This is a genomic window from Gemmatimonadaceae bacterium (assembly GCA_036496605.1).
Taxonomy (GTDB): Bacteria; Gemmatimonadota; Gemmatimonadetes; order Gemmatimonadales; family Gemmatimonadaceae; genus AG2.
Window position 1 is genome coordinate 37,055 of sequence record DASXKV010000051.1, and the last position, 26,522, is coordinate 63,576.

Consider the following 26,522-nt stretch of genomic DNA (forward strand, 5'->3'; position numbering starts at 1 on the left):
GTATGCAGCTTCGCATTGAGAATCTGTCCAAGACGTATCCGAACGGCACGCGTGCGCTGGACGCCGTGTCGCTCGACATCGCGCCCGGCATGTTCGGTCTGCTCGGACCTAACGGCGCGGGAAAGTCGACGCTGATGCGCATCATCGCGACGTTGCAGGAGCCGGATACGGGACGCGTACAGCTCGGGGACATCGACGTGCTGCGCGACAAGGAGGCGGTCCGGCGCACCCTGGGCTACTTACCGCAGGAGTTCGGCGTTTACCCCAAAGTCACGGCGGAGGATTTGCTCGATCACTTCGCGGTGTTGAAGGGCATCGCCAATCGCACCGAGCGCCGTCGTCTCGTGACCGCGCTCCTCGAGCAGACGAATCTGCAGCGAGATCGTGCAAAACAGCTCGGCGGGTTTTCCGGCGGGATGCGGCAGCGATTCGGCATCGCGGTTGCGCTGCTCGGTGATCCTCGCCTGATCATCGTCGACGAGCCGACCGCGGGACTCGATCCCGAGGAGCGCGTTCGCTTTCTGAATCTGCTCGCCGAGCTTGGACAGAACAGCATCGTAATTCTCTCGACGCACATCGTCGACGACGTGAGCGAGCTGTGCTCGCGCGTCGCGATCATCGATCGCGGCCGCATTCGTCTCGAGGACGACCCACAAGCGGCCGTGGCTCGACTGCAAGGCCGGATCTGGCGGCGCGTGGTCGCGCGCGATGAGCTTGCGCGACAGCAGGAGCGATTCGCCGTGCTCTCGACCAAGCTTCTCGCCGGCCGCACCGTCGTCCGTGTTCTCGCCGATGCGCGCCCGGACACGGGTTACGAGCTGGCCGAGCCGGGTTTGGAGGATGTGTATTTTGCGGCGATGCGCATTGCGCACGCGCCCGAGGCGAAGCCATTTGCCGCTGACGCGCCTGCCGCCGCGCCCGCTTTCGGAGCGCGCACCGGAGGCAATTGATGTCACAATTCCTCGGCGTCCTTCGCTGGGAGGTCGCGTACTACCTGCGTCGTATCTCGACGTGGGTGTACTTCGGCATTTACACGTTGATCGGCTTCCTCTTCATGCTGCTGAGCGGCGGCGCCTTCAAGGAAGCGTCGGCCGTGTTCGGTGGCGGCGGGAAGGTGCTCGCGAATGCTCCGTACGCCATCGCGGCATTGATGCCGACGATCGCGCTGTGCGGCATGTCGATCGTCGCCGCCGTGGCCGGGAACTCGATCTACCGCGATTACGACGCGCGCATGGAGTCGTTGGTCTACAGCACGCCCATCTCCAAGCGCGCGTTCCTCGGCGGCCGGTTCATCGGCACGCTCGTGATCAACGGCATCATTCTGCTGGGCATTCTCGCGGGGCTCATCCTCGCGTCGAAGTCGCCCTGGGTGAAGCCGGACAAGTTTGGGCCGTTCGATATCTGGGCGTACCTGTCGCCGTATCTCACGCTCGTGCTACCGAACCTGCTGTTTACGGCGTCGATTTTCTTCGCGCTGCCGGCGATCACGCGCCAGATGGTGCCTAACTACGTCGGCGGCGTGCTGCTGTTGCTGGGGTATCTGATGGGCGGCTCGCTGCTCAACGACCTCACCGACAAACACACGGGCGCGCTGCTCGACCCATTTGGCTTGCGCGCGACGCAAGTCCTCACGGAATACTGGTCGATCGCGGACAAGAACGCTCGCTACGTGTCGTTGTCGGGTGTGCTGGCGTCGAACCGAATCATCTGGATTGCGTTCGGCCTGGCGGTCTTTGCGCTCGCCTACGCGCGCTTCCGATTTTCATATGCGGCGTCCGATCCGAAAGTCGATCTCGAGCCGACGACTCCGACTACGGAGCCGATTCCACCGGTCCCCGAGCCTGTTCGGACCGTAGAGCTTCCAGCGGCCACGCAGCGCTTCGACGTGCGCGCTCGTCTCGATCAATACTGGTCGCTCACCACGCGCTCGTTTTGGCGGATCGTCCGGAACATTTATTTCTACGCGATCGTCGGCGCCGGCGTTCTCTACATCGTCTTTGTCGCGCAACAAGTCGGAAAGCTCTTCGGTACGGTCACGTGGCCCGTGACGTATCAGATGATCGAGATCCTGAACGGTCAGTTCGGGCTCTTCATCCTCGTCATCATCGCGTTCTACTCCGGAGAGCTGGTCTGGGCGGAACGCGACGTGAAGATGGGGCAGATCACCGACGCGACGCCGTTGCCTAACGCGACAGCGTTTCTGGCAAAGTTCACCGCGCTCGTCGCGGTGCTTGCGCTATTGCTCGGCGTCATCATGCTGACGGGCATCGCGACGCAAGCCGCCAAGGGCTACACGCGCTTCGAGATTGGTCTCTACGTGCAGGCGCTGTTCGGCTTCCGCCTCATCGATCTCGTGTTGCTCGCTCTGCTTGCGATGGCGATTCACGTCATCGTCGATCACAAGTACATCGGGCACCTGATCATCTTCGTGGTGTTCATCGGCCTGCCGCTGCTGCCGGGTCAGCTCGGCCTCGAGCGGAACCTGTACCAGTACGGTGGCGACGGCGGACTGCAGTACTCGGATATGAACCGGTGGGGCCCGTTCGCACATCCGTTCATCTACTGGAAATTGTACTGGGGAGCATTCGGCATACTCCTGGCCGTACTCACCAATTTGCTCTGGGTGCGTGGCGAGGAGACGCACGCGCGCTGGCGCGCGCATCTCGCGCGCGTTCGTTTCGGCCGGCCCGCGCGCGGTATCGCCGCTTTCGCCAGCTTGTCGTTCATCGGTCTTGGCGGTTTCCTGTTTTATAACACCGACATCCTGAATCGCTTCACGACGAGCAACCAGCGACGCCATCTCCGCGCCGAGTACGAGCGACTGTACAAGCGCTACGAGCACGCGCCGCAGCCACGCATTACCGCCGTCCAGATTCAGGTCGACCTCGTTCCCGAGCGCGGTGACATGCGCGCACGAGGGCACTACGTGCTCCGCAACAAGACGAAGGTCGCGATCGACACGATCCAGCTCCGTCTCGATCGTGACCTGAAGGTCAACACGCTCGCGTTCGATCGTCCCGCGCACAACGTCCTCGCCGACAGCGCGCACGAGTATTACCTGCACAAGCTCGACACGCCGCTCGCCCCGGGCGATTCGCTCGTTCTGAACTTCGATCTCGCGCGCCGAACGCGCGGCTTCGGGAACACCGTCGACAACACGGAGCTCGCCTCGAACGGGACCTTCGTCGAGAACGGCGCCTTCATGCCCAGCATCGGCTACAATCCGCGCCTGGAGCTGTCCGACGACGACGATCGCAAGAAAGAAAAGCTCAAACCCGTTCCGCGCATGAAGCCGCCGACGGATTCGACGGCGCGCGCGAACAACTACATCAGCCACGACGCCGACTGGCTCGATTACGACGCCACGGTGAGCACCGCGCCCGATCAGATTGCGATTACATCGGGCTACCTCCGGCGCGAATGGACGGAGAACGGCCGTCGTTACTTCCACTACAAGATGGACTCGCCCATTCTCGACCTGTGGGCGTTCCAGTCGGCTCGTTATGTAACCGCGAAGGATACGTGGAAGGCGCCCGACGGCCGCGTCGTCGACATCGCGGTCTACTATCATCCGAGCCACACGTGGAACGTGAGGCGGATGATCGATGCCGTGAAGAAGTCGCTCGACTATTACACGGAGAACTTCGGACCATACCAATATCATCAAGTCCGCATCGTCGAGTTCCCGCGCTACGCTTCGTTCGCTCAATCTCTCCCCAATACGATCCCGTACTCTGAAAGCATCGGGTTCATTGCGCGAGTCGAAGGTCCAGACGACATCGACTATCCGTTCTACGTCACCGCGCATGAAGTGGCGCACCAATGGTGGGCGCACCAGGTCATCGGTGCGGATGCGCAGGGCTCGACGATGCTCTCGGAGACGCTCGCGCAGTATTCGGCGCTGATGGTCATGGAGAAGGAGTTCGGCGCGGCGGCGATGCGCCGCTTCCTCGAATACGAGCTCGATCGCTATCTCATCGGCCGGAGCACCGAACGAAAGCGCGAGATGCCGATCGAGCTGAACGAGAACCAGCCGTACATCCACTACAACAAGGGCTCGCTCGTGATGTACGCGTTACGGGACTACATCGGCGAGGATCGAATGAACGCGGCCATCCGCGGCTTTCTCAACGCCGAGAAATTCCGCGGACCGCCGTATCCAACGTCGCTCGAGCTCGTGGATTCACTGCGCGCCGCCACGCCCGACTCGCTCAGGTACCTGATCAAGGACATGTTCGAGACGATCACGCTGTTCGAGCTCAAGGCCGACTCGGCGATCGCAACGGACGCATCTCAGGGAGAGTATCGCCTGGACCTGTATCTCAGTTCCAAAAAGCTGCGCGCGGACAGCCTCGGCGCCGAGACGCCGATCCCGATGCGCGATTGGGTGGACATTGGCGTCTACACGCGTCCCGCGCGCGGCCAGAAGAGTCCCGACAAGGATGGCGTCTCGATCTATCTCGCGAAGCAGCTGATACACGATGGCGAGCAGCACCTCGTGCTCACCGTGCCACGACTGCCGTCGCGTGCCGGCATCGACCCGCTGCACAAGCTGATCAGCCGCCTGACGACCGAGAATACGATCGGAGTCCAGAACCGGACGAAGCCAAGGGCGCCGAAGTCATCGAGAGGCCCTCTCTAGCCGGTCGCGTACACCGGCCCACTCTGCCGCGTTAGGCACGCGCTCGACATAGATCACCCGGCACCCAAGCTCGTCGAGCTCGTGCAGCGCGGCGTACAAGCGCTGCGCATAACGAGCCGAGTCGTCGGGCATGCGTACGACCTCCCACGCGCCGTCGTTCTCGAGGCTGCGAAGCAGCATCCCGACGCGGCTGCTTTCGGCGGCCAACGCACGTACCTGCTCGAAGATGTGATGCGCATCCTCCCGATCGAAGAGAACGAGTCGGGCGCGCGGAGCGTAGTGACGCTCCATCATTCCGGGCGATGGCCGCGCTCCCTCGCCTTCCAGGTCGTTAGGCGCGGCAATCGGCCCGACCAGCGGCTCCAGTTCGCGGCGCCCGACGACGCCTGGGCGAAGGATGGCTGCTCGAGGCCCGCGAAGATCGAGCACCGTCGACTCGATGCCAACGCTGGTCGGACCACCGTCGAGAATCAGGTCGACACGATCGCCGAGGGAGCGCTCGACGTGACGCGCCGTCGTCGGCGACAGCTCCGTTGACTGGTTCGCACTCGGCGCCGCGAGTGGAAGGCCAGAGACGACGAGCAGTGCGAGCGCTACGCGGTTCGCCGGCACGCGCAGCGCCACCGAGTCGAGGCCGGCCGTGACGTTGTCGGGCACGATCGGTCGCTTCGGCACGACGATCGTCACCGGTCCCGGCCAGAATGCGTTCGCGACCAGCGACGCGCGCTCCGGCCACCGGGACGCCAAATCACGCGCCGCCGCTTTGTTGGGAATGTGGACGATCAGCGGATTGAACGACGGTCGGCCTTTGGCCGAATAGATGCGTTCTACTGCGGCCGCATCGAGCGCGTTCGCGCCGAGGCCGTACACCGTTTCCGTCGGAAATGCGACCAGCCCGCCTCGACGAAGGATCTCGGCGGCTTGATCGATCGCTGATGGCTCCGGTGAATCGGGATCGACTCGGATGACTCGCATAGGCGATGAGGATACCAGGGTCCATCCCGAGCCCGTAGCCCCCAAGCTCTACCGTCTAAGCTCTAGCCCCTAAGCTCTAGCCCCTATATTGGCTTCCATGAAGTCGCAGCCTTTAGGGCGCGCCAACGCACGCGACGCGTGGCGTGGGATCGTCAACTGGTTCAACGGCCTGGAGCTGAGCGAGAACGCCATCCTCATCGCGTTCTCGCTTGCCATCGGCGTGCTCAGCGCGATGGGCGTTGTCGGTTTCTACAAGTCGATCGACCTCGCGTTCGCTCTCTTCTATCGTCTACCCGGCGAGATCGTGCCCAAGCTCGCTGTCTTTGCCTATCGGCCGGTCATCACGGCGGCAGGCTTTGCTCTGGCGTGGTGGTTCATGCGCTACGTCGGGCGTGGTCATGACGGCATGAACGTGCCCGACGTGCAATTGGCGGTGGTCCGTCGAGGTGGGACCATCCCGCCGCGGCCAGCGCTCGCCCGCACGGTGGCGAGCGCGATTACCATTGGCGCCGGTGGCTCCGCGGGCAGTGAAGGACCTGTCGTCGTCTTCGGCAGCGCGATCGGCTCGTTATGCGGCCGGACATTCGGCTTCAGTCAAGATCGCATGCGCGTGCTCGTCGGCGCCGGGGCGGGGGCGGCGATCTCCGCGGCCTTCAACGCGCCAATTGCCGGCGCGTTCTTCGCGCTCGAGGAGATCCTCGGTTCGCTCGCGGTGACGGCGTTCCCACCCGTCGTCGTGGCGAGCGTCATTGCGGCGGTGATCTCACGCGCCGTTTTCGGAAACCATCCTGCGTTTCCCATTCCAGTAGAGTACAGCTACGGTCTCACGCGCGAGGTCTTCGTCTTTTTTCCTCTTCTCGGTGTAGTGACCGGTGGAGTCGCGGCCCTCTTCGTCCGTGTTTTCTTCGGCGTCGAGTCGCTCGTCAAGCGAATTTCACTCCCTCGCTGGCTGATTCCATGGCTCGGCGGAGCTCTCGTGGGCGTGCTCGTCGTGTTCTCGCGCGGGCTGCTCGTCGGCTACGGACACCTCGCGGTGCACCTCGAGGTCTTTGGCCGCATGCCGTGGTACGCATTGGGTCTTTTGGCACTCGGCTCGATCCTCGCGACGTCGATCACGCTCAACAGTGGCGGCTCAGGCGGCTTGTTCACGCCCTCGCTGTATGTCGGCGCGGCGACGGGCGGCGCTTTCGGCGTCGCGCTCGCGCAGCTTCTGCCTAACGTGGCGATTCGCCCCGAGGCATACGCGATCGTCGGCATGGGTGCGCTTGTCGCGGCGTCGACGCACGCGCCGATCACGGGCATCCTGCTCGTGTTCGAGATGACGAACGACTACGCGCTCGTGCTCCCGCTCATGCTCGCGACGGTGATCTCGTATCTCGTCGCCCATCGGCTCGAGCCAGACTCACTCTATAGCGGTTGGTTGCGGCGGCGCGGCGAGCGCATCGAGCACGGGGCCGACGAGACCGCACTCGTGAGCCTGCACGTTCGCGACGCCTACGACGATGGCGCCCGCGTCATTCGCGAGCACGATGGCGTCGGTCAGTTACTCGAGCATCTCGGGCACGCCGATCAGCTGGTTTTCCCGGTCGTCGATGACGACCATCGGCTTTGCGGGGTCATCGATCTCGCCGATCTGGGCCGCGTCGCCAAGGACTACGGCAATCTCACGCCCCTGGTACTCGCCATCGATCTCGCCCGCGCGACCGAGACGGTAACGCCTAACGAGACGCTCCTCGATGCCACCCGGCGGATGGGCGTGCGGGGGGTGAGCGCGTTGCCCGTGCTCGATGCGGCGGCCGGCCGCGTCCTCGGTCTGCTCAGCCGCCATCACGTCCTCGCTGCCTACGAGCGGTCGGTTGCGGGTTCTTCGTCGAACGAAGGCGGTGAGGAAGACAGTGGGAGTCGAAGTGTGGCGTGATCCGGCAGCGTCTCCCCCGCAACACGCCCGCATCGCGTAGCTTTCGCTGGTGAGCACTCTCGAATGGATTGCCGCGCTCGCCGGCGCTGTGAGCGTCTATCTCAGCGCGCGCGAGAATATTTGGAGCTGGCCGACGGCCATCGTCAACGTCGGCCTGTACGTCATCGTGTTCCGGCGCACGGGTCTGTACTCCGACATGGGACTGCAGGTCGTCTACCTCGTGCTCTCAATTTACGGCTGGTACGAGTGGTTGTATGGCGGCAAGGATCGGACACAGCTCACCGTCTCACGTGCGTCGGCGCGCGAATGGCTCATCGTGACGCCGATCGCGCTCGTGTTCTGGGCTGTCCTCGCACGGTACACCGCGACGCTACCCGGAGTTGCGCTGCCGTCAATCGACGCCGGCCTGGCGACGATCAGTCTCGTCGCTCAGTGGATGATGACGCGAAAGATCCTCGAGAATTGGGTGCTCTGGATCATCGCCGATATCGTCTACGTGCCGATGTACGTGTACAAGAAGCTGCCTGTCACGGGGGCGCTCTACGCGATCTTCCTCGGGCTCGCCGTGATCGGGCTCCGCTCCTGGTGGCGCAGCTACCGCGAGAACGTGGTCGCCGAACCGTCTCCTGCGTGAAGCGCGTCGTCCTCATCGGTTCGGAATCGACAGGCAAAACGACGCTCGCCAGGCAGCTCGCCGAGCATTACGACGCCGAGTGGGTGCCCGAGTTCGTCCGCGACTATGCGGACCGGAAGGAAGGCGCGCTCGTCTTCGGCGACCATGCGCCGATCGCTCACGGCCAGATTGCGCTCGAGGACGAGTACCGCGTCCGCTCGAACGAGCGAAACGCACCGCTGCTGATTCAGGACACGGATCTCCTCAGCACAGCGATCTATTGCGCGCATTACTACGGCAAGTGTCCCGTCTGGATCACGGAGGCCGCGACCGCGCGCCGGCCCGATCTCTATCTGCTGCTCGATATCGATATTCCCTGGACCGCCGACGCCCAACGCGATCGCGGCCAACTGCGCAACGAGATGCAGGCAGTCTTTCGCGAGGCGGTCGAGCGGTCCGGCGCACCGTTCGTTCGGGTACACGGCAATCGAGACGAGCGATTCGAGCAGGCACGCTCGGCGATTGATGATCTGCTAAACGATTGAGGCTGTCAGTCTGTCACTCGATCGCTATGCGCAGAATCTCTTTCCGGAACAGAACCCGAATCCGCAGCGCGAGGAACAGCGCGACGACACTGAGCGAGGCTACGAACCCCCACCATAATCCCGCGGCGCGCAGCGGCGTGTGAAAACCCAGGAACAAGCTCACTGGTAGTCCAATGAGCCAATATCCCGCGATCATGCCGATGAGCGGTGCGCGTGTGTCGCCCAGGCCGCGCAGGACGCCCGCTCCCACGGCTTGAGCGCCGTCGAAGATCTGGAATACGCCCGCGACTGGAATCAGCAGACCCGCGATTGCGACGACGCCGGCGTCGCCCGTAAAGAGCTTGGCCAGCAACTGCGGCGCCAACAGAAAACCGAGCGCCGTGAGCGACATGAACCCCAGGCCGCACACATAGGCCGCGCGCGCCGCGAGCTTCGCCCGGGCCTGGTCACGCGCGCCGACAGCGCGTCCAACCCGAACGGCCGCGGCAGCGCCGACGCCTAACGGGACCATGAACGTCAGTGCGGCGAGCGTGATCGCGATCTGATGACCCGCCATCTCGGTCGTGCCGAGCATGCCCATCATCAGACCGATCGCACCGAACGCTCCCGACTCGAGCAGCATCTGGAGCCCGATCGGTACGCCGAGACGAAGGATGCGGACGATCGGCACGAGATCCCAGGCCTCGCGTCGCATCGGTGTAAGATGCGAGCGCAAGGTCGGCCACGCGAATGCGAGGAGCGCAATCGCCATGAGCCAGCGGCTCACCAGTGTCGCCATCGAGCTCCCCGACGCGCCGAGCGCCGGGCTACCGAGATGGCCGTACACGAAAACCCAATTGAGGCCCGCGTTCGCCAGATTCGCGCCGACGATTGCCCAGACAATTGGCGCCACGCGATGCAGCGACTGCAACGTCTGTCGAAACACGACAAACAGCAGAAACGGGAGGACGCCCGGAATCGAGATGCGGATGTATGACGTCGTATCCGGGATGATTTCGGGCTGCTGCCGCGTCAGCACGAGTACAGCATGCGCCGGTAGGAGCAGGAGTGCAGTGAACAAGGACAGTCCGACGGCAATCAACAACCCACGTTGCATGGCGCGGCTCACCGACTCCATATCGCCCGCCCCGACCGCCTGCGCGACTATCGGGTCGAGGGCCATCAAAGTCCCGTTTGCGAGCACGATCGCGTTGAACACATACAGATTCCCGAGCGCGACCGCTGCCAGTACACTCGCCGACACATGGCCAACCATTACTGTGTCCACTACGCCCATGAACATCAATCCGATCTGCACGAGCACTACCGGGAGCGCGAGACGAATCGTCGCGTGCAGCTCGCTCTCGCCCATCTCATGGAGAGGCGCATCGGCGACCGAATCGCGCCGTTCGTCGTCACGCGTGGCGTGCGTCATCGTCGTAATCTGACATGACCGAGACCCAAGCGGACCTGTGAGGCTTTCTCGAGCATTCTGCTCGGTAATGGTGACGACATTCTGCGTCACCGGCATTGCGTGCTCGGTTTCCGCTCAAGCGACGGGCTTGATTGCCGGTGCGAGCGGGATCCTTCTCGCGACCCACGCCACGGGTACTCCGCAGGGTCGCACGATCACCGAAGCGTACCTCACACAGCCGATGCTGAGCGCCGACTGGAGAGCTTCCTGGTTCGAGGCGCTGGGCATCCTCAATCTCGAGGGGCTCACGCTCAGGCGCGGCGAGCTCGATCTCGGCGCGTGGGGCGAAGGCTACGTGGATCGTCGTCATCCGCACGCGTACGTGCATGAGCTCATGGCTGGCGTTCACTCGACGCACGGTATCGTCGCCGGTTCGCTCTATGCGGGTCGCGGGTTCGTGCCATTTGGCAGCGACGATCCGATGACGCGACCCTTCGTGTCGTATCCCGTCGATCACCATCTGGCGCAGATTCTCGAGCGGCTCATGGTGGTGGGTGCATTACGAGGCGGGCCACTCGTGCTCGAAGCTGCGACCTTCAACGGGGACGAGCCGCTCGATTCCTCCACGCTGCCGCTTGCGCGGCGCTTCGGCGATTCCTGGGCACTGCGCGGAACGCTCGCCGGCGAAAGTGCATCGTCACTGCTCGGTCGCCTCGAGTTGGCGGCAAGCTATGCAGGGGTGAAATCGCCTGAATTTCGCGAGGGGCAGGGACTCGACCAGCGGAAGGCACACGTCGATCTCCGCCTCGACGGGGCTGCGGGTCCTTTCACTCGTTATGCGCTGGTCGAAGCCGCGCGCACCACCGACGTCGATCGCGGGCGGGCGCTGTACTCCTTTGACGCTGTCCTTGCCGAAGCCGCGATTTGCCGGAACGAGCTCGGCGTTGCCGCGCGCTGGGAGCGCAGTGATCGGCCTGAAGAAGAACGACTTCTCGATCTCTTTCGCTCGGCCCGTCCGGCGACCGACGCAAGTATACTCGGTGTCACGCAGTGGACGACCGTGTCGGCGGCGATCGCACTTCCCGCGGTGACGATTGCCGCTTCTCAAGTCGCACCGTTCGTCGAGGTGGCTCGCATTACCGCCGACCGCACGACGGCCGCGGTGTTCGATCCCGTGAGCTTTTATGGAACGAACCTCATGTGGCGGCTGTCGCTTGGTCTTCGACTCGGGCTCGGACACATGCACGAACGCGTCGGGCGGTACGGCGTCGCCGCCCATCCGATGAGCGCCGGCCCCCACGAGGCGCACGATCACGGTCGACTCCGTCGCTGTTTTTCATGAACCGCGGATTTCGTTTTCTCCCGCTCATTCTCGCGACTGCCTGTCTCGATCGCAGCACGTCGCCTCCCGTGCACGCCTCGTGCGCGCTGAACGATAGCACGTCGTTAGGCACGCAAACGCTGGGCGTCATCGGATGCGGTGTGATCGCCAATCGCTTCACGGCGGAAGTGGCGGTTCGTGATAGCACGGCCTACACGACCACCTGGGGATTCCGGACGGCACCCGGCGACCTGATTGCGATCTGGGACGTGAAAGGCGCCGAGCCGATTCTCGTCGACTCGGCGATCGTGAGCGGCGCGTCGACGTTGGGCGATATCGCCGTCAGCGACGACGGGAAGCTCCTCATCGTCGCCACCGAGCGGAATAACGGATCCCTCGTCGTCTTCGACCTCACGAATCCGCGGCGCCCAGTGCAGCTCTCGCGCCTCGCCACGGCGGAGACCTACAACGGCGTGCACACGGCCGAGGTTGGGCGCGTCGGTGGACATCTCTATGCGATTCTCGCCGTCGACCCGCTCAGCGGTGCACCGACGCCGGAATCGAAGGTCGTGATCGTCGATCTCGGCGATCCGGCGAATCCGCGTCAGGTGTACGTAAAGTCTGTCCCGAATACCGCGCCCTTCGTGCACGACACGTTTCTCCGCGATGGGTTGCTCTTTGTCGCGCTGTGGAACGCGGGCATCGAGATCTGGGACCTCGGCGGCGGTGGACAGGGCGGAACGCCGAGCGCGCCCGTCGTCATGGGAGGTGTCGCAACGATAGGCGGCGACGCTCACAATATCTGGTGGCTGCACGACCCCGTGAGTGGATCTCGTTATGCGTTCGTCGGCCAGGAGTCCGGGCCCGCGCAGATCGGCGTCAGCTCCGCCGGTGACATTCACGTCCTCGACGTCTCCGATCTCGCACACCCGCGCGAGGTAGCGTTCTACCACGTGGCTGGCGGGGGCACGCACAATTTTTCCGTCGATGAAACGAACGGGATCCTCTACGCGGCGTACTACAACGCCGGTGTCCGTGCCCTGAACGTCCGCGGGGACCTCGAGACCTGCACCCCGAGCCAGCAGGTCAGCACTGGGTCAATCACACGCTGCGATCTCGGCGCCATGGGACGGGAGGTTGGACGGGGCCTTGGTGGGGGGACCCCCGCGGTCTATGTCTGGGGCGTCCAGCTTTCGGGAGGGGCACTCTACGCCTCGGACATGTTGAACGGTCTCTGGAAGTTGCAGACGGTCCGATAGCCGTGACGAGCCGTACGTCTGGTCGCGCCAACGGGAGACGGGCATGTTAGCGATCCGTAAATCCCAATGCACCAAGGGTGTAGACGCCGCGTCTGCGCGTTGCAAAGGCGCGGGCCGGATCATAATTTGAGCGAGCCGGCGAGTTGTATTCGCCTCTGAGGAGCGTGGCCATGTTTTTGTCGACCCGAGTCCTTTCGCGCGTCAGCGCCTTCGGCTTCCTGGTGGTCGTTGGCACCAGTATCCCAACAGACTCGACGCGCCATGTGTACGGCTATGGAGGGATCGTTCCGGTACCTCCGGCGGTAGATGAGGGACAGCCAATTCAAACTCCCGATATTCTCACGCCACGCCGTATCGCCGTACGCAGCAAGAATGGTCGCGTGCTCTACGCCAACGAGCGCGTGACCATGCCTGCCGGAAGCGACGACGCACATGCATCGGCGAGCCGTGCTCGACATCCGTGCTCGCAGCTGGTACAGCGCACGGCCACCACAGCCCCGAACTCCTGAGTTGTAACATCGGCGGCCGAGCCGCTTCGTTCTCAACCCCTCCCCCCCCCATACCGATGTCCCGAATGAGAACAGCGGCGGTTGCGACGCTGCTCCTGGTTCCGATCGTTGCAGGTGGCTTTCTGCTCCAAGAGCCATCGACGCGATCGAGCGCGCATCTCTTCGACCAGGTACGCTCGCTGATCGAGACCCGGTACGTCGATTCGCTCAAAGACAGTCAGGTCTTCGAGAAGGCGGCGCGAGGAATGGTGAAGGAGCTCAACGATCCATACAGCGAGCTGCTCACACCGAAGGAAAGCGACTCGTTCAATCGGGGCACCAACGGCCGCTACGGCGGCACCGGCATGCTGCTCGAGCAGCAGACCGGCGTCGGCGTCGTCGTTGGGCGCGTTTTCCCGAATACGCCAGCCGAGGAAGCAGGCGTTCAGGAGGGCGATCGAATCACGGCGATCGACGGCACTTCGACGCAGGGATGGGAGATCGATAAGGTTTCCGAGAAGCTTCGCGGCACACCAGGTTCGCAGGTGTCCGTCTCGTATTCCCGTCCGGGCGTGACGGAGCCAATCAAGCTGCGTTTCACGCGCGCCGTGGTGCACGTCCCTGCTGTGGCGTACACGGGCCTCTTTGATCGGCAGGTCGGCTACATCCCACTCCAGGCTTTCAACGAGAACGCGGCCGAAGAAGTCGCAGCCGCAGTCGAGAAGCTCGAGCAGGACGGCGCGAAGGGAGTCGTGCTCGACATGCGCGACAATGGCGGTGGCATCGTCGATCAAGCGCTCGCAGTGAGTGGACTGTTCTTGAAGGAAGGGCAAGAGATCGTGAGCGTCCGCGCGCGCAATGCGCCGACAGAAGTCGCGCGCGCTCGCGGTCCGCATCTCGCCACGAACATCCCGCTCGTTGTGCTCGTCGACGGATCGTCTGCGTCGGCGACGGAGATCGTTGCCGGCGCGCTGCAGGATCACGACCGTGCGCTCATCGTCGGAACGACGAGCTTCGGCAAGGGCCTGGTGCAGTCGGTCTTTCCGCTGGACGGCGGCTACTTCCTGAAGATGACGACGGGCAAGTGGTACACGCCGAGTGGTCGCTCTATTCATCGCGATCGGCAACTGCTGCCGGATGGACGATTTGTCGAGACACATCCCGATTCGCTCGAGACGGATTCCGCTCGCAAGTCGCGGCCGCCATTCAAGTCCGACGCTGGTCGCACTGTCTATGGTGGCGGTGGCATCACGCCTGACCTGGTCGTCGCCGATGACACGCTGTCGACGTTGGAGCAGCAGTTCCTGCGCTCGATCGCGGCGAAGGGACAGATCGTGCGCAGCGCGCTCGACAGCTATGCGTTCGAGCTCAAGAAAGATGTGAAGCGTGATTTCGTCGTGACTCCGCAATGGACGACGGAGCTCACGCGCCGGCTCGCCGCGCGTGGTGTCACGATCGAACCGCGCTTCGAGTCCGCGGCGACGCATCTCTTCACTCGCGAGCTCGAACAGCGCGTGGCGCGTTTGGCGTTCGGCGACGCGGCCGCGAAGGAGCGCGAGCGGAAGACGGACCGACAGCTCTCGACGGCGATGGATCTGCTCGAGAAGGCTGCGTCGCAGCACGATCTCTTCACCGTGGCGCACGCCGGGCTCGCTTCGAGGCAATAGCGGACGAGGCATCCATGGGCCTCGAAGCTCGTTGTGAGCTTCGCCTCGACGGCGCGACACACGAGGGCAAAGCGCTGCTCGAGACTGATGACCTGCTTTTCCGCGGCGACGGAACGGGACGCGGAAAAGCAGCGCGCGGCTTTCGTCTCGCGATTCCGCTGTCATCGATTCGCGGAGTGAGCGACGACGACGACGCGTTACACGTCCGCTTCAGCGGTGGCGACGCGACGTTTCGTCTCGGCAGACAATCCGCAAAGTGGGCAGAGCGTATTCGCTCGCCGAAATCGCTCATCGATAAGCTCGACGTGAAGGGGCATCACACGGTCTCCGTCATCGCGCTCGACGATGACGATTTCGTGGAATTGCTCCGCGCGCGAGCGACGCGTGTGATCGTCGGTCGCATCGCTCCATCGTCGGATGTGATATTCCTTGGCGCGGAGACCGCGGCCGCGCTCGCGCGCTTGTCGAAAGCAGCGACGGCAATGGCGCGCGACGGAGCGATTTGGGTCGTGCATCCGAAAGGTACGTCGGGGTTGCGAGATTTAGAAATCTTTGCGGAAGCGAAGAAGATCGGGCTCACCTACACGAAAGTCGCGCGCTTTTCCGCTACGCACACAGCGGAGAAGCTGGTGATACCGAAGGCGCAGCGCTGACGGTTTGCCCCGGCGCGGCACGCGCCGTGATCGCAACGCCGAACGGACTCGGCGCGTTACTCGACAGAACGCCGACGCCCGTCGCGCTCCTGAGCGGCGACGAGCGTTAACAGCACGGCAACTCGGCACGTCGAATCACGTCTCGCACGCGAGATCTCGACTCCTGCTCGAACTTCGTCAGCAAATGCCTATGCACCTGTCTCGTTCGCGTTGGTTGTCCACTGCACTCGTGATCGTCGCGGCGATGGTGGCCGTTGTGTCGTCGTCGCGCGACGCGCGCGCGCAAGTCGGAAGCACGACCGACATCATCACGGGCCACATCATGTCGCCCGATGGCAAGCCGATTGTCGGCGCCCGTGTCGACGCCATGTCGGTCGAAACAGGAGTGACGCGTTCGCGCACGACGAACGACAAGGGACAGTACACGATTCTCTTTCCGGACGGCGGCGGCTCGTACCGCATGACCGTTCGTTATCTCGGCTTCGCGCCAACCACGTTCACGCTCGCGCGGCAGGCGGACGAAGACCGACTCATCGCCGACGTGCGCCTCGCTCCCGCCGCGGCGCAGCTCGGCCCGGTGGTCATACGCAGCAGCGTCCCGACGGGCCAGGGCGATCGGCCGGGACCGGGCTCAGTTGAGCGAACGCTAACAGGCGAACAGTTGCAGCGATTGCCGATCGATCCGACCGATCTCGCCGCACTCGCGGCGCTGACGCCGGGCGTCGTCGCGATTACCGGCACCGACTCGACGAACGCCGGCTTCTCTGTCGCCGGCCAGCGACCGGACCAGAACCAAGTGACGCTCGACGGCTTGAGCTTCATGGGCGGCACGAACGTCCCGACCGAGGCGGTGCGCCAGACGCGGGTCATCACGAACACGTATGACGTCGCGCGCGGACAATTCACCGGTGGTCAGGTCGCGACGACGACGCGTGGCGGCACGAATCAGTGGGCCGGCTCGTTCAGCTATGCGCTGCGAGACCCGCATCTCGAATGGGCGACGGATCAGTCGACCCCGACGACGTTCGGGCAGGGGTACACGCAGCATCAGCTCAGCGGAGGCGTCGGCGGACCGATCATTCCGGACAAGCTGTTCGTCTTTGGCGCATTCCAGGTACGCCGACGCCTCGATCCGCTGCAGACGATCACGGGCGCGGATCCCATCACGCTCGAGCGGTTGGGCCTGCAGCCCGATTCCGCATCGCGCTTTCAGAGTGCCGTCAACGGCTACGGCATCCCGCTCACCGTGCCGTCGATACCGGACGATCGGGAATCGGACAATGGCACGGCGCTCGTTCGCATCGACTATCACGTGAATGATGATCATTCACTCATGTTGCGCGGCAATTGGCAGGGATCGCTGCAAGAAGCATTTCGGACTTCGGCGTTCGCATTGCCGAGTCACGGTGGAATTCAGCACTCGGGCGGCGGCGGTAGCATGCTGGCATTGTCGTCGGTATTCGGCAACCTCCTGAACGAGGTGCGCGCGACGTACATGCGCAATCTCAACGCGGCGAATCCGTATCTCGTCGATCCGGAAGGCCGCGTGACCATGACGTCGGCGTTCAGCGATACGACGGTCGCCGTGACGCAGCTCGACTTCGGCGGGAACTCCGGTTTGCCGACCGACGGCGCGAACGGTCAGTTCGAGGCGAGCGACGAAGTCTCGTGGTTGTCCGACGATGCGGCGCATCGCTTCAAGCTCGGCGGGCTCGTGAACATAACGAGCTTTTCGTCGATGAACGCGTTCAACAGCGACGGTACGTTCCTGTTCAACTCGTTGAGCGATCTGGAAAACAATACGCCGGCGATGTTCACGCGGTCGCTGATGCCGACGGCGCGCACGGGCTCCGGGCTCAACAGCGCGATCTATCTCGGCGACACGTGGCGGCACAGCCGCGCGTTGCAGGTGACCTACGGCATGCGAGTCGAGGCATCCGAATTCCAGGGGCATCCCGCCTACAACCCAGAGATCGAGGAGCTGTTTGATCGACGCACGGACAAGTTCCCCACGGAAGTCAGCGCGAGTCCGCGCGTCGGCTTTACCTGGATGCTCGGTGGCGGCATTGGCGGACAGGTTCCGCAGGGCGGATTTGGCGGCGGCGGTGGTGGTCGAGGCGGTGGTGGCTTCCGCGGCGGCGGCGAGGCGGCCGCGGGCTTCGGCGGCACGGGCAGTGGCATCGGCCCGCAGCCGTACATCTTGCGCGGCGGCGTTGGTGAATTCCGCGGCACGTTCCCACTGCCGTTCTTTGCATCGGCGTTGACGGCTACGGGCTTGCCCAACAGCCAGTCGCAGCTGGTGTGCATAGGTGACGCCGTTCCGGTGCCGAATTGGGCAGAGTACGCAGCAGACCCGTCGACCATTCCCGACGCGTGCGCGAACGGCGCGGCGTCAGGCGGTCCTGATATCGGTACCCAGCGGCCCAATGTCACCGTCTTCGAGCCCGACTTCGGCGCGCCGCGGTCCTGGCGAGCGTCGCTCGGTGTAAGTCATAGATTGAGCGCCCGTCTCGGCGCGAGCATCGATTTCTCGTATGCCTTGGGGACCAACCTCTACAGCGTGCGGGATCTCAACCTCAACACAGCACCGCAATTCATGCTCGCGGACGAGGCGAACCGTCCGGTGTTCGTCGACCCGAACGCGATCGTCCCGACGACGGGCGCCATTAGTCTTCTCTCATCGAGGCTCTACCCGCAGTACGCGCAGGTCCTCGATGTCACGTCGGGACTGGAGTCGCGCACGGGGCAGGTGACCGCCACCCTGAACGGCGTGACGCCTAACGATATAATCTGGACGTTGTCGTACACATTCATGCGGTCGGTGGACCAGTCCTCGTTCTACAACGCCGGCGGCTTTGGCGGCGGCGGCACCGGGGGCGGCTTCGGCTCGCCGCCGACTGCGGGCGACCCGAACATCTTCCCGTGGGCCACGAGCGACTTCGAGCGCCGCCACTCCTTCGTTGGAACGACGACCTGGCTCGTCAAGCCGTGGCTCGACATCACTTCAGTCCTCCGCCTAACGTCTGGGGCACCCTTCACGCCGCGCATCGGTAGCGACATCAATGGCGACGGCTCGCGCAACGATCGCGCGTTTGTCTTCAACCCCAACGATCCGAACATCCAGAGCGACAGTGCGCTCGTGAACGGCATGCGACGATTACTCGCCAACGCGCCAAAGGACGCGCGAGCGTGCCTCGAGAAGCAGCTCGGCGTGGTGGCGGCGCGGAACAGTTGCATCGGAAGCTGGACGCCCGGGATCGACCTGCAGGCGAACATTCGACCCGACCTTGGCGCGTTCCTCGGACGCCGGCTGATGATCTCCGTGAGCGCGATCAATCCGCTCGCGGGACTCGATCAGCTGCTACACGGCGCGGACAATCTCAAGGGTTGGGGCCAGCCGAATCGCGCCGATCCGACGCTTTTATATGTCACGGGCTTCGATCCGGATCCAAACGACAAGCACTTCATTTACACCGTGAACGACCGGTTCGGCGACAATCCCGCCTCTCGCGTGGCGATAAGAACTCCATTCCAGGTTGCGTTGACGGCGCGAGTGCAAGTCGGTCCCGATCGACAGCGCCAGCTCCTCGAGGGCACGCTGCGCGGCATCAACGGCAACCGTGCCGCCGGCGGCGGTGGAAGGAACTTCGACATTCGCACCATCGTCAATCGCGTCGCGCCCAATCCAGTCGCAACGATCCTCTCGTTGAAGGACTCGCTGAAGCTGGATCTCACGGACGACCAGGTCACGCGTCTCCAGGCGGTTGCGGATTCGCTCACCGCGAAGAATGACAGCCTCATCGCCGACGTGGAGCAACAGCTCGCGAAAGGGCAGGGGGGCGCCGATCTGGCGTCCGTCTTCCCGAACATTCAACCCCGACTTCAGCAAGCTCGAAACAATTACCTCGCCTCGGTCAAGAGCGCGCAGGCGATTCTCACGCCGCAGCAGTGGAACAAGCTTCCCGACGACGTCCGCAATCCAGTGCTGCAGCGCGGCTTCCAGCGAAGAGGGGCGCCCCGGCCCTAGCTGGCCAGTAGTCATTGAACGACGGTTGCTCCAGATTGGCCGGCGAGCTTTGCTCGCCGGCCTTTTATGGACAATCACGCAGGGACAGACGATCGGCACATGGCTGACGAACGACACATGACGGTCCGCCGCACAGCGCGCTATTACACGCTCGGTCCAACAGACGGCTCCAGCCGTCAACTGTGGCTCGTGCTGCACGGCTACGGTCAATTGGCCTCTCGATTCGTACGCGTGTTCGAGGCGCTCGATGACGGCGCACGCCTCATCGTCGCACCGGAGGCATTGAGCAGGTTCTATCTCGTCGGCGTGGACACGATGCCGGCGGCGGACCGGCCGGTGGGCGCGACGTGGATGACGCGTGAGGATCGCGATCACGAGATCGCTGACTACGTGGCGTATCTCGATGACGTCGCGTCGGCTATCCTCGAGCCATTCAAGGCTCGCGGCACGATGCCGCGAATCATCGTCCTTGCCTTCTCACAGGGAGTCGCCACGGCGGCGCGCTGGATCACGCGCGGAGCCATCCGGCCGTCGGAGGTGATTTTATGGGGAGGATTGCTTCCTCCCGAAATCGACATCACGAACAGCGAGCCGCTTCGCCATTCAGCGCTGCATTTCGTCGTGGGCTCGCGCGATCAGTTCGTCACGGACGAACGGGTGACAGCGGAGGAGCGGCGGCTCCGTGACGCGAATCTGCCATACCGACTCGTTCGGTACGCTGGTGGCCATGGCATCTCCAGGGAGCCGCTGCTCGCCCTGGCGAATACGCTGCACGGAGCCTAACGATAGCGGCGCCGCTGGCGCTCCTCGAAGGCCGACATCGCGCGTCGATCCTTCTTTGTCGGCCGACCCGCTTCGTCGCGATGGATCGCGGGCGCCAACCGATGCTGCTCACGGAGACGCTCGCGCTCGGCGATGCTCGCAGCGGACTCCTCGAAAAGAAGCGCCGCCGCAGCGGCTGGTCCGCGGCGATCGGAGAGCGCGCGCACCATGACGGCGTGAATGAACGGACCGACACGCACCCGGAGCTGATCGCCGATTTTCACGTCCTTCGAGGGCTTCGGGCGCTGTCCATTGAGCTCGACCTTGCCCCCGTTCACGGCCTCGGTGGCAAGCGATCGGGTTTTGAAGAACCGCGCGGCCCAGAGCCACTTGTCGATTCGGACGGCGCCCGCGCTATCCGTCGCAGGATTCGGCATGTCCCCAAGCTAACGCGGGCGTCGACTTGCCTGGTGCGCCTTGCATTCGGTCCTGGAAGCGCGCATATTACTGACCCGTAAGTAATTTAATCGACGAGCGACGTCGCTCTCCCAGACGAGCATGAACGCCCAACACCCGAGCCTGCTTACTGACTGGTCGGTCACAAATCAATGACGATCTCGTCTTCTCAAGAACCGCGTTGGCGCCGACTCCCCGAGGAGCGACCGCAGCAAATCATCGATGCGGCACTCGCAATCTTCGGTGAGCGAGGCCTCGCTGCCGCCCGCCTCGACGACATCGCCAAACGCGCCGGGCTCTCCAAAGGCACGATCTATCTCTACTTCCCCAATAAAGAAGAGCTGTTTCGCGAGGTCATCCGTCACACCATCATCGCGCAAATCGAACGTGCCGAACGAGAGCTCGCCGCGGCGGCCCAACGGTCTGCCGCCGACACGCTCGCGCAGTTCGTGCGTGGCTACTGGCGCTTTCTGAGATCGCCGAACTTCGCCGCGCTCTTTCGGCTGATTCATGCGGAACTGAGCAATTTTCCCGATCTAGCGCGTTTCTATGGACGTGAGGTCGTGGAGCGCAGTCTTCGCCTGGTCACCGGCATCATCGAGCGTGGCGTTCGCACCGGCGAATTCCGCGATGTCGATCCGGCCGTCACCGCGCGTATGCTCGGCCCCATGCTGCTCATGCACGCGATGTGGTGCAATCACCGCGATCTGTTCAGGGCAACCGCGAACAAAACCGACGAGCAGGTCGTGGACGAAGTGCTCGACTTTTATCTCCACGCTATTCGCCCCGCGCCGGCATCGAAAAAGGCGCGGGAAAGCCATTCATCGAAATGAAATTCCCTCATCATACCGTCCTTCGCTCCACAGCGGTCGCCCTGGCTTCGCTGGCCATTGGCGGCGCGCCGCTCGTCGCCCAGGAGCCGGCGCCGTCGTTAGGCCAACCCGTGCGCATCACCCTTGGCGACGCCGCGCGCCGCGCCGCCCACCAGAGCAATAGCGTTCAGGGCGCCGAGCAACGAGCCGCGGAGGCAGCCGCTCGCGTTACTCAGGCGCGCGCCGCGCTCCTGCCCGAGCTGAGCGGCAACGCGCTCCAAAGCGGCCGCACGTTCAACTCGGTGACCTTCGGCATCACGCTGCCGACCGCGCCCGGCCAGCCTCCACTGTTCAATCCGGACGGCCAGGTGCTCGGCCCCGTGAACACCGTCGATCTGCGCGGCCGCGTGCAGACGAACATCATCGATTACAGCGCCGTGCAGAAAATGCGGACGGCGAAAACGCAGGCGAACGCCGCGCAGGCCGATGTCACGAGCGCCGGGGATGCGGCCGCCACGCAAGCGGCGAACGCGTACGTTCGCGTGCTCCACACGAATGCGCAATTGAAAGCCCGCCTCGCGGACTCCGTCCTTGCGCGTGACCTGGTCACGATCGCGCAGAGTCAGCTCGAGGCGGGTGTGGGCGTTGCACTCGACGTCACGCGCGCGCAGTCGCAGCTCGCGGGCGTCCGCAATCAGTTGATATCAGCGCGCAACGATCGCGACAAGGCGCAGCTCGACCTGCTTCGCAGCCTCAACCTCGGCCTCGATACGCCGCTGGATTTGACCGACACCCTGTCTTCAGACGTGACCGACAATCTCGCGCTCGATCAAGCGACGGCAACGGCGCGTGCGCTGCGTGACAGGCCAGATCTTCGGGCAATGGACGAGCAGATCCTCGCCGCTCGGCAGAACGTGGCTGCCATTCGCTCCGAGCGGCTGCCGAGCCTGAGCGCATTCGGCGACGATGGTGTCGTCGGCAAGACCGGCTCGACGCGCTTACTGCCAACGTATACCTGGGGCGTGCAAGTATCGGTGCCGGTCTTCGACGGCTTTCGTCGCGAAGGGCGCATTCAGGAACAGGAAGCGATGACGCGCGAGCTCGATGTCCGGCGAAAAGACCTCGAGCAACAAGCGTCCATCGATGTGCGCGGCGCGCTGCTCGATCTCGCGTCTGCTCGCGAAGCCATCGGCGCGTCGCGCGAGCGACTGCGTCTCGCCGAGCAGGAAGTGGATCAGGCGCGACAGCGCTTCCGCGCCGGGATCTCGGGCAACGCCGACGTCGTGAACGCCGCCCTCACGCTGAATGCCGCCCGCAGCCAGTACATCGATGTGCTCACGTCGTTGCAGGTCGCGCGCGTCTCGCTCGCGCACGCCGAAGGCGCAGTAACCCAACTTCGCTAGTTTTCTACACGCTCAATCAAAACGAATTCTCGCTATGGCAACCGCGATGCAACAGGACGTATCGGATAAGCAGATCCGTCCCGTCGAAACCCCCGAGCCGAAGAGCTCCTCGAAGCGACGCTTCATTCTGCCCATCGTCGGCGTTCTCGTGCTCATTGGCCTCATCTGGGTGTTCAAGCAATGGAGCTACGGCCGCGCTCATGAATCCACCGACGACGCGGCAGTGGACGGTCATCTCATTCCCGTGCTCGCCAAAGTCAGCGGGTACGTACAGAAGGTGACCGTCGAGGACAACTCGCACGTCGGCTCTGATTCGATGTTGGTGCTGATCGATCCATCCGAGTATCAGGTCCGTCTCGCGCAAGCGGACGCCGATCTCGCTGCAGCAGTCGCAACGGCCGGAAGCGGTGGCGCGACCGGTCAGGCGCAAGCGCAGGTCGCGAACGCTGCCAGTCAGCACGCCGCGTTTGGCGCGCAGATCGACGCAGCGCGGGCGAACGCGCAAAAGGCGCATTCTGATCTCGACCGATACCGCCAGCTCGTCGCGCAGCAGATCGTTTCCAAGCAGCAGCTCGACGCAGCCCAGGCCGCGGTGCAGACCGCGGACGCGAATGTCGCGGCGCTCGAGCGACAAGCTGCGGCTGCGGGCGCGTCGGTGACGAACGCGGAAGCGGGTGTCCGTCTCGCCGACGCGCGACTCAAAGCGGCGCGTGCGGCGCGCGACAATGCGCAGCTGCAGCTCGGATATACGCAGGTACGCGCGCCGGCGCCGGGGATTGTCTCGCGCAAACAGGTCGAGGTCGGCCAGCTCGTGCAGGCCGGTCAGCCGTTGCTCACGGTCGTCGCTGACACCGGCGTGTTCGTCACCGCGAACATGAAGGAAACACAGCTCTCCGACATTCGTGTGGGTCAGCCGGTCGACATTGACGTCGACACCTACGGCGGAGTCACGGCGGAAGGCGTCGTCGAGAGCGTCGCCGCGGCGACAGGATCGAAGTTCGCCTTGCTCCCGCCGGACAACGCAACGGGCAACTTCACGAAGGTCGTGCAGCGCATTCCCGTGAGGATTCGCATAACGAAAGGCCTCGGGCCCGATCGGCCGTTGCGACCGGGAATGTCGGTGAATGTGCATGTGAAGACGCGGTGAGCAACCGAGGGCAGCAGTTAGTCGCTCGTGCCATCCGGCGCCGTTGTCCGCGATGTGGCTCGAGCGGCGTCTGGGAGAGCTTCATGCGCATGCGCCGTCAATGTCCGTCGTGCGGGCTCGAGCTGGATCGTGGCGAGAGCGACTACTTCTACGGCGCGTATTTACTCAACTTCGTCGCCGCCGAGCTCGTTGCCATGTTTGCATTCGTCGCCGGACTGCTCGCGACCTGGCCGAAGCCGCCGTGGAATCTGCTGACGGCCATCACCGTCGCGATCGCGATCCTCGCTCCGATTGTGCTTTATCCAACGACGAAGGCCCTCTGGCTCGCTGTCGATCTCATGTTCCGGCCCGGGGCGAGTCGCTGACGCGTCGCACTTCACGACGCTTCGGGCTCGATTGCGATCGACGCTGAACCTTGCGCGTCGTAGTGCACGTGCACACGCCACGGCTGGCAACAGACCTGACAGTCTTCGACGTAATCCTGATCACCGCCACTGCCGGGATCGAGTGCGATCATGTTCTCCTCGCCGCAGTACGGGCAGATGACGGACCCGGCCGTGTCGGCGGTGCCGTCGCCCAGCGGGAACTCGTCGTCGAGGTCGTCAAAGAAATCGGTCATTGGAAGGTACCGTTACCGAGTGGGTACGCGTCGAACATCGAGGCGTTTCTTCGCGTCGCGTGATTTCATAACGAGTGACGAGCCATCTCGTCTGCAGCGACGAATAGACGTCGTGCTCGCCATGTCAAATGATGGCTGGATCGAGATCGCCGGAGTGGTTATAAATCGAGGGGGCGTGGCACTCGCATGGTGACGATGTCGGCGATGATCGGTGCATATCAAGCAGTGTACTTCGAAGACGTAGCGCAAGCGGTGGAGTTTTGTCACGCGTTGGTGGCGCATATCGTGCCGCGTCGCGGGGCGCCGCGGGCCCACGACGAGCGTGCTGTCGTGTGGTTCCACGTGCCGGCGCGTAGTCGCAGCTCGACGCGTCAGGGATGCTACCTGTTCGCGAGCGCGGGCGCGATCACAGCCGCTGAGCGCGCCGGCCTCGACACTCCGCTGAGCGGTCGCGTTATGCGGGCGGCGCTACCGCCCGATGCCGTGCTGCTTTTCGGAGATGACGCACCGACCCCGACGCCCGGACGACGACGGCCACGTCAATTGGGCACGAGCAGCAGAAAGGCCCCGGCAGCATCGCCCGCTTGGCAGCCCGCGGATATCGGTGCCTAACGCGCGTATCCGCGCCGCTCGATCATCGGTTAGCCGACACTCGCGGCGGTCCCTAACGAGTAACCGCGTCCGCGCGCCGTGACCGGCCAGCTCGTCTCGACGTTCGCGCCCCGTACGCCGACCACTACGTCGTTGAGATGCACGACGATGCAGACATGGTTGGGGATGACCCGAACGCGATCCCCAACCTCCGGACGCCACGTCGACCGACTCAGGTCGAGCAGCCCGTGCTCTTCGGACATCCCCTTGACGACGACTTCGGGATGCTCGAGGAGTGAGCCGAACCCATCTTCGGCGCCCGCGCCGCGCAGTGGCTCTCGGCCAAGCGCCTTGCTTCCCGCGTCGATCACCGCCTGTCCCGGAACCGCCGTGCTCACGACGGTGGCCAGCACCGTGAGTGCGCATTCGCTCCAATCACACGTGCCGATCTCTGCGGTCGTTCGATCGTTGAAGATGTACGTGCCCGGCCGGAACTCGGTCACCCCGGACAGCTCGTGCGTTCGCCACATCGTTGGTGTCGAGCCGCCGCTCACGGCGGTTACCGCGAGGCCAGCCTGCTCGAAGCGCGCGAGCGCATCGCTCACGCCCGTTCGCAAGGCGTCCAGCTTCGCGTCTTGCGATGCGGCTGGCTCGCGGATGTTCCCGGGATAGAACGCGATTCCTGCAAACTGCAGCGGCGCGGCCGCCCTGACGCGGCGCGCGAGCGCGATCGCGTCGTCGACAACGGGAAGTCCAACGCGATGCATGCCGAGATCGAGCTCGACATACACACCGATCTCGCGATCGGCGGCGCGGGCCGCCGCCGCGAGATCGTCTGTGGCCGTCACCGAATCGAGCGCCACGGTGAGCCGCACGTGATCGGGCAAAGCAGCGATGCGCCGCGCGCGTAACGCGCCGACCGGCGGATAGGCGAGGAGAATGTCGTCCGCGACCTCGCTCATGACTTCCGCCTCGTACGGCGTCGCGCAGGTGAGTCCTACAGCACCTCGTTTGAGCTGCTCGGCGGCGAGGCGTGGCGACTTGTGCGTCTTGATGTGCGGACGGAGCGCCAAGTTATGGCTCGCTGCATAACGAGCGGCGCGATCGAGATTGCGCTCGAGTCGGTCGAGGTCCACGATCGGTAGCGGCGTCTCGAGCTCGGGAAAGAGGTCGGTCACGGGAGCAGAGGTGAGGGCGTGGCGGTGGGACTATGTTTGTCGGAGATTCTCAC

The 26,522-nt window shown here is 64.1% G+C and carries 22 protein-coding genes; 17 read left to right on the top strand and 5 right to left on the bottom strand.

What is annotated here, in order from left to right:
- Window positions 1-2 precede the first annotated feature (2 nt).
- Entirely contained in the window at window positions 3-950 is a 948-nt protein-coding gene (locus tag VGH98_20375) for an ABC transporter ATP-binding protein (protein HEY2378346.1), read from the top strand.
- Window positions 950-4,642: a M1 family aminopeptidase gene (locus tag VGH98_20380; GenBank protein HEY2378347.1), complete on the top strand. Its 3,693-nt coding sequence runs from the start codon at window positions 950-952 to the stop codon at window positions 4,640-4,642. The genes VGH98_20375 and VGH98_20380 overlap by 1 nt, the downstream gene beginning before the upstream one ends.
- Here VGH98_20380 and VGH98_20385 read toward each other — a convergent pair.
- A complete protein-coding gene (locus VGH98_20385) occupies window positions 4,622-5,617 on the bottom strand; it encodes an L-threonylcarbamoyladenylate synthase (protein HEY2378348.1) in 996 nt (331 codons plus the stop codon). The genes VGH98_20380 and VGH98_20385 overlap by 21 nt on opposite strands.
- A 97-nt stretch (window positions 5,618-5,714) precedes the next feature.
- Between VGH98_20385 and VGH98_20390 the strand changes: the two genes are divergently transcribed.
- Genes VGH98_20390 through VGH98_20400 form a run of 3 tightly spaced genes read left to right on the top strand, consistent with a single transcriptional unit; the run spans window position 5,715 to window position 8,693 of the window.
- The gene (locus tag VGH98_20390; protein ID HEY2378349.1) at window positions 5,715-7,535 is read left to right on the top strand and encodes a chloride channel protein; all 1,821 of its coding nucleotides are present in this window, start codon (window positions 5,715-5,717) and stop codon (window positions 7,533-7,535) included.
- A 49-nt stretch (window positions 7,536-7,584) separates the two neighbouring features.
- The gene (gene pnuC, locus VGH98_20395; protein ID HEY2378350.1) at window positions 7,585-8,169 is read left to right on the top strand and encodes a nicotinamide riboside transporter PnuC; all 585 of its coding nucleotides are present in this window, start codon (window positions 7,585-7,587) and stop codon (window positions 8,167-8,169) included.
- Entirely contained in the window at window positions 8,166-8,693 is a 528-nt protein-coding gene (locus VGH98_20400) for an ATP-binding protein (protein ID HEY2378351.1), read from the top strand. The genes pnuC and VGH98_20400 overlap by 4 nt, the downstream gene beginning before the upstream one ends.
- 13 nt (window positions 8,694-8,706) lie before the next feature.
- Here VGH98_20400 and VGH98_20405 read toward each other — a convergent pair whose 3' ends face one another.
- Entirely contained in the window at window positions 8,707-10,107 is a 1,401-nt protein-coding gene (locus VGH98_20405; GenBank protein HEY2378352.1) for an MATE family efflux transporter, read from the bottom strand.
- 67 nt (window positions 10,108-10,174) lie between these two features.
- Between VGH98_20405 and VGH98_20410 the strand changes: the two genes are divergently transcribed.
- From VGH98_20410 to VGH98_20440, 7 genes are all read left to right on the top strand, one after another.
- Window positions 10,175-11,428, top strand: coding sequence for a hypothetical protein (locus VGH98_20410; protein ID HEY2378353.1), 1,254 nt, complete (start codon window positions 10,175-10,177; stop codon window positions 11,426-11,428).
- Entirely contained in the window at window positions 11,425-12,666 is a 1,242-nt protein-coding gene (locus tag VGH98_20415) for a hypothetical protein (protein HEY2378354.1), read from the top strand. Before VGH98_20410 ends, VGH98_20415 begins: the two co-directional genes overlap by 4 nt.
- A 170-nt stretch (window positions 12,667-12,836) precedes the next feature.
- The gene (locus tag VGH98_20420; protein ID HEY2378355.1) at window positions 12,837-13,175 is read left to right on the top strand and encodes a hypothetical protein; all 339 of its coding nucleotides are present in this window, start codon (window positions 12,837-12,839) and stop codon (window positions 13,173-13,175) included.
- A 56-nt stretch (window positions 13,176-13,231) separates the two neighbouring features.
- Window positions 13,232-14,821 carry a S41 family peptidase gene (locus VGH98_20425; GenBank protein HEY2378356.1) on the top strand — a complete coding sequence of 530 codons (1,590 nt, stop codon included), beginning with the start codon at window positions 13,232-13,234 and terminating at the stop codon, window positions 14,819-14,821.
- Window positions 14,822-14,835: 14 nt separating this feature from the next.
- Window positions 14,836-15,474, top strand: coding sequence for a hypothetical protein (locus tag VGH98_20430; protein HEY2378357.1), 639 nt, complete (start codon window positions 14,836-14,838; stop codon window positions 15,472-15,474).
- A gap of 190 nt (window positions 15,475-15,664) precedes the next feature.
- A complete protein-coding gene (locus tag VGH98_20435; GenBank protein ID HEY2378358.1) occupies window positions 15,665-19,501 on the top strand; it encodes a carboxypeptidase regulatory-like domain-containing protein in 3,837 nt (1,278 codons plus the stop codon).
- Window positions 19,502-19,600: 99 nt separating this feature from the next.
- Window positions 19,601-20,284 carry a hypothetical protein gene (locus VGH98_20440; protein HEY2378359.1) on the top strand — a complete coding sequence of 228 codons (684 nt, stop codon included), beginning with the start codon at window positions 19,601-19,603 and terminating at the stop codon, window positions 20,282-20,284.
- On the opposite strand, the gene VGH98_20445 is transcribed toward VGH98_20440, so the two are convergent.
- A complete protein-coding gene (locus VGH98_20445) occupies window positions 20,281-20,700 on the bottom strand; it encodes an RNA-binding S4 domain-containing protein (protein HEY2378360.1) in 420 nt (139 codons plus the stop codon). The two genes, VGH98_20440 and VGH98_20445, sit on opposite strands and share 4 nt — an antisense overlap.
- A 171-nt stretch (window positions 20,701-20,871) precedes the next feature.
- On the opposite strand from VGH98_20445, the gene VGH98_20450 reads away from it, so the two are divergent.
- The 4 genes from VGH98_20450 to VGH98_20465 all read left to right on the top strand — a co-directional run bounded on the left by VGH98_20450 (window position 20,872) and on the right by VGH98_20465 (window position 24,446).
- On the top strand, window positions 20,872-21,552 hold the full coding sequence (locus VGH98_20450) for a TetR/AcrR family transcriptional regulator (protein HEY2378361.1): 681 nt from the start codon (window positions 20,872-20,874) through the stop codon (window positions 21,550-21,552).
- Entirely contained in the window at window positions 21,549-22,934 is a 1,386-nt protein-coding gene (locus VGH98_20455; protein ID HEY2378362.1) for a TolC family protein, read from the top strand. Before VGH98_20450 ends, VGH98_20455 begins: the two co-directional genes overlap by 4 nt.
- A gap of 46 nt (window positions 22,935-22,980) precedes the next feature.
- Window positions 22,981-24,081: an HlyD family secretion protein gene (locus VGH98_20460; protein HEY2378363.1), complete on the top strand. Its 1,101-nt coding sequence runs from the start codon at window positions 22,981-22,983 to the stop codon at window positions 24,079-24,081.
- Between the two features lie 83 nt (window positions 24,082-24,164).
- Window positions 24,165-24,446, top strand: coding sequence for a DUF983 domain-containing protein (locus tag VGH98_20465; protein ID HEY2378364.1), 282 nt, complete (start codon window positions 24,165-24,167; stop codon window positions 24,444-24,446).
- 11 nt (window positions 24,447-24,457) lie between these two features.
- Here the strand turns inward: VGH98_20465 and VGH98_20470 are convergent, their stop codons facing one another.
- The gene (locus tag VGH98_20470; protein HEY2378365.1) at window positions 24,458-24,700 is read right to left on the bottom strand and encodes a CPXCG motif-containing cysteine-rich protein; all 243 of its coding nucleotides are present in this window, start codon (window positions 24,698-24,700) and stop codon (window positions 24,458-24,460) included.
- Window positions 24,701-24,895: 195 nt separating this feature from the next.
- On the opposite strand from VGH98_20470, the gene VGH98_20475 reads away from it, so the two are divergent.
- Window positions 24,896-25,312, top strand: coding sequence for a hypothetical protein (locus tag VGH98_20475; GenBank protein ID HEY2378366.1), 417 nt, complete (start codon window positions 24,896-24,898; stop codon window positions 25,310-25,312).
- Window positions 25,313-25,341: 29 nt separating this feature from the next.
- Here the strand turns inward: VGH98_20475 and VGH98_20480 are convergent, their stop codons facing one another.
- Window positions 25,342-26,469, bottom strand: a complete 1,128-nt coding sequence (locus tag VGH98_20480) for an alanine racemase (GenBank protein ID HEY2378367.1) — start codon at window positions 26,467-26,469, stop codon at window positions 25,342-25,344.
- Window positions 26,470-26,522: the final 53 nt, after the last annotated feature.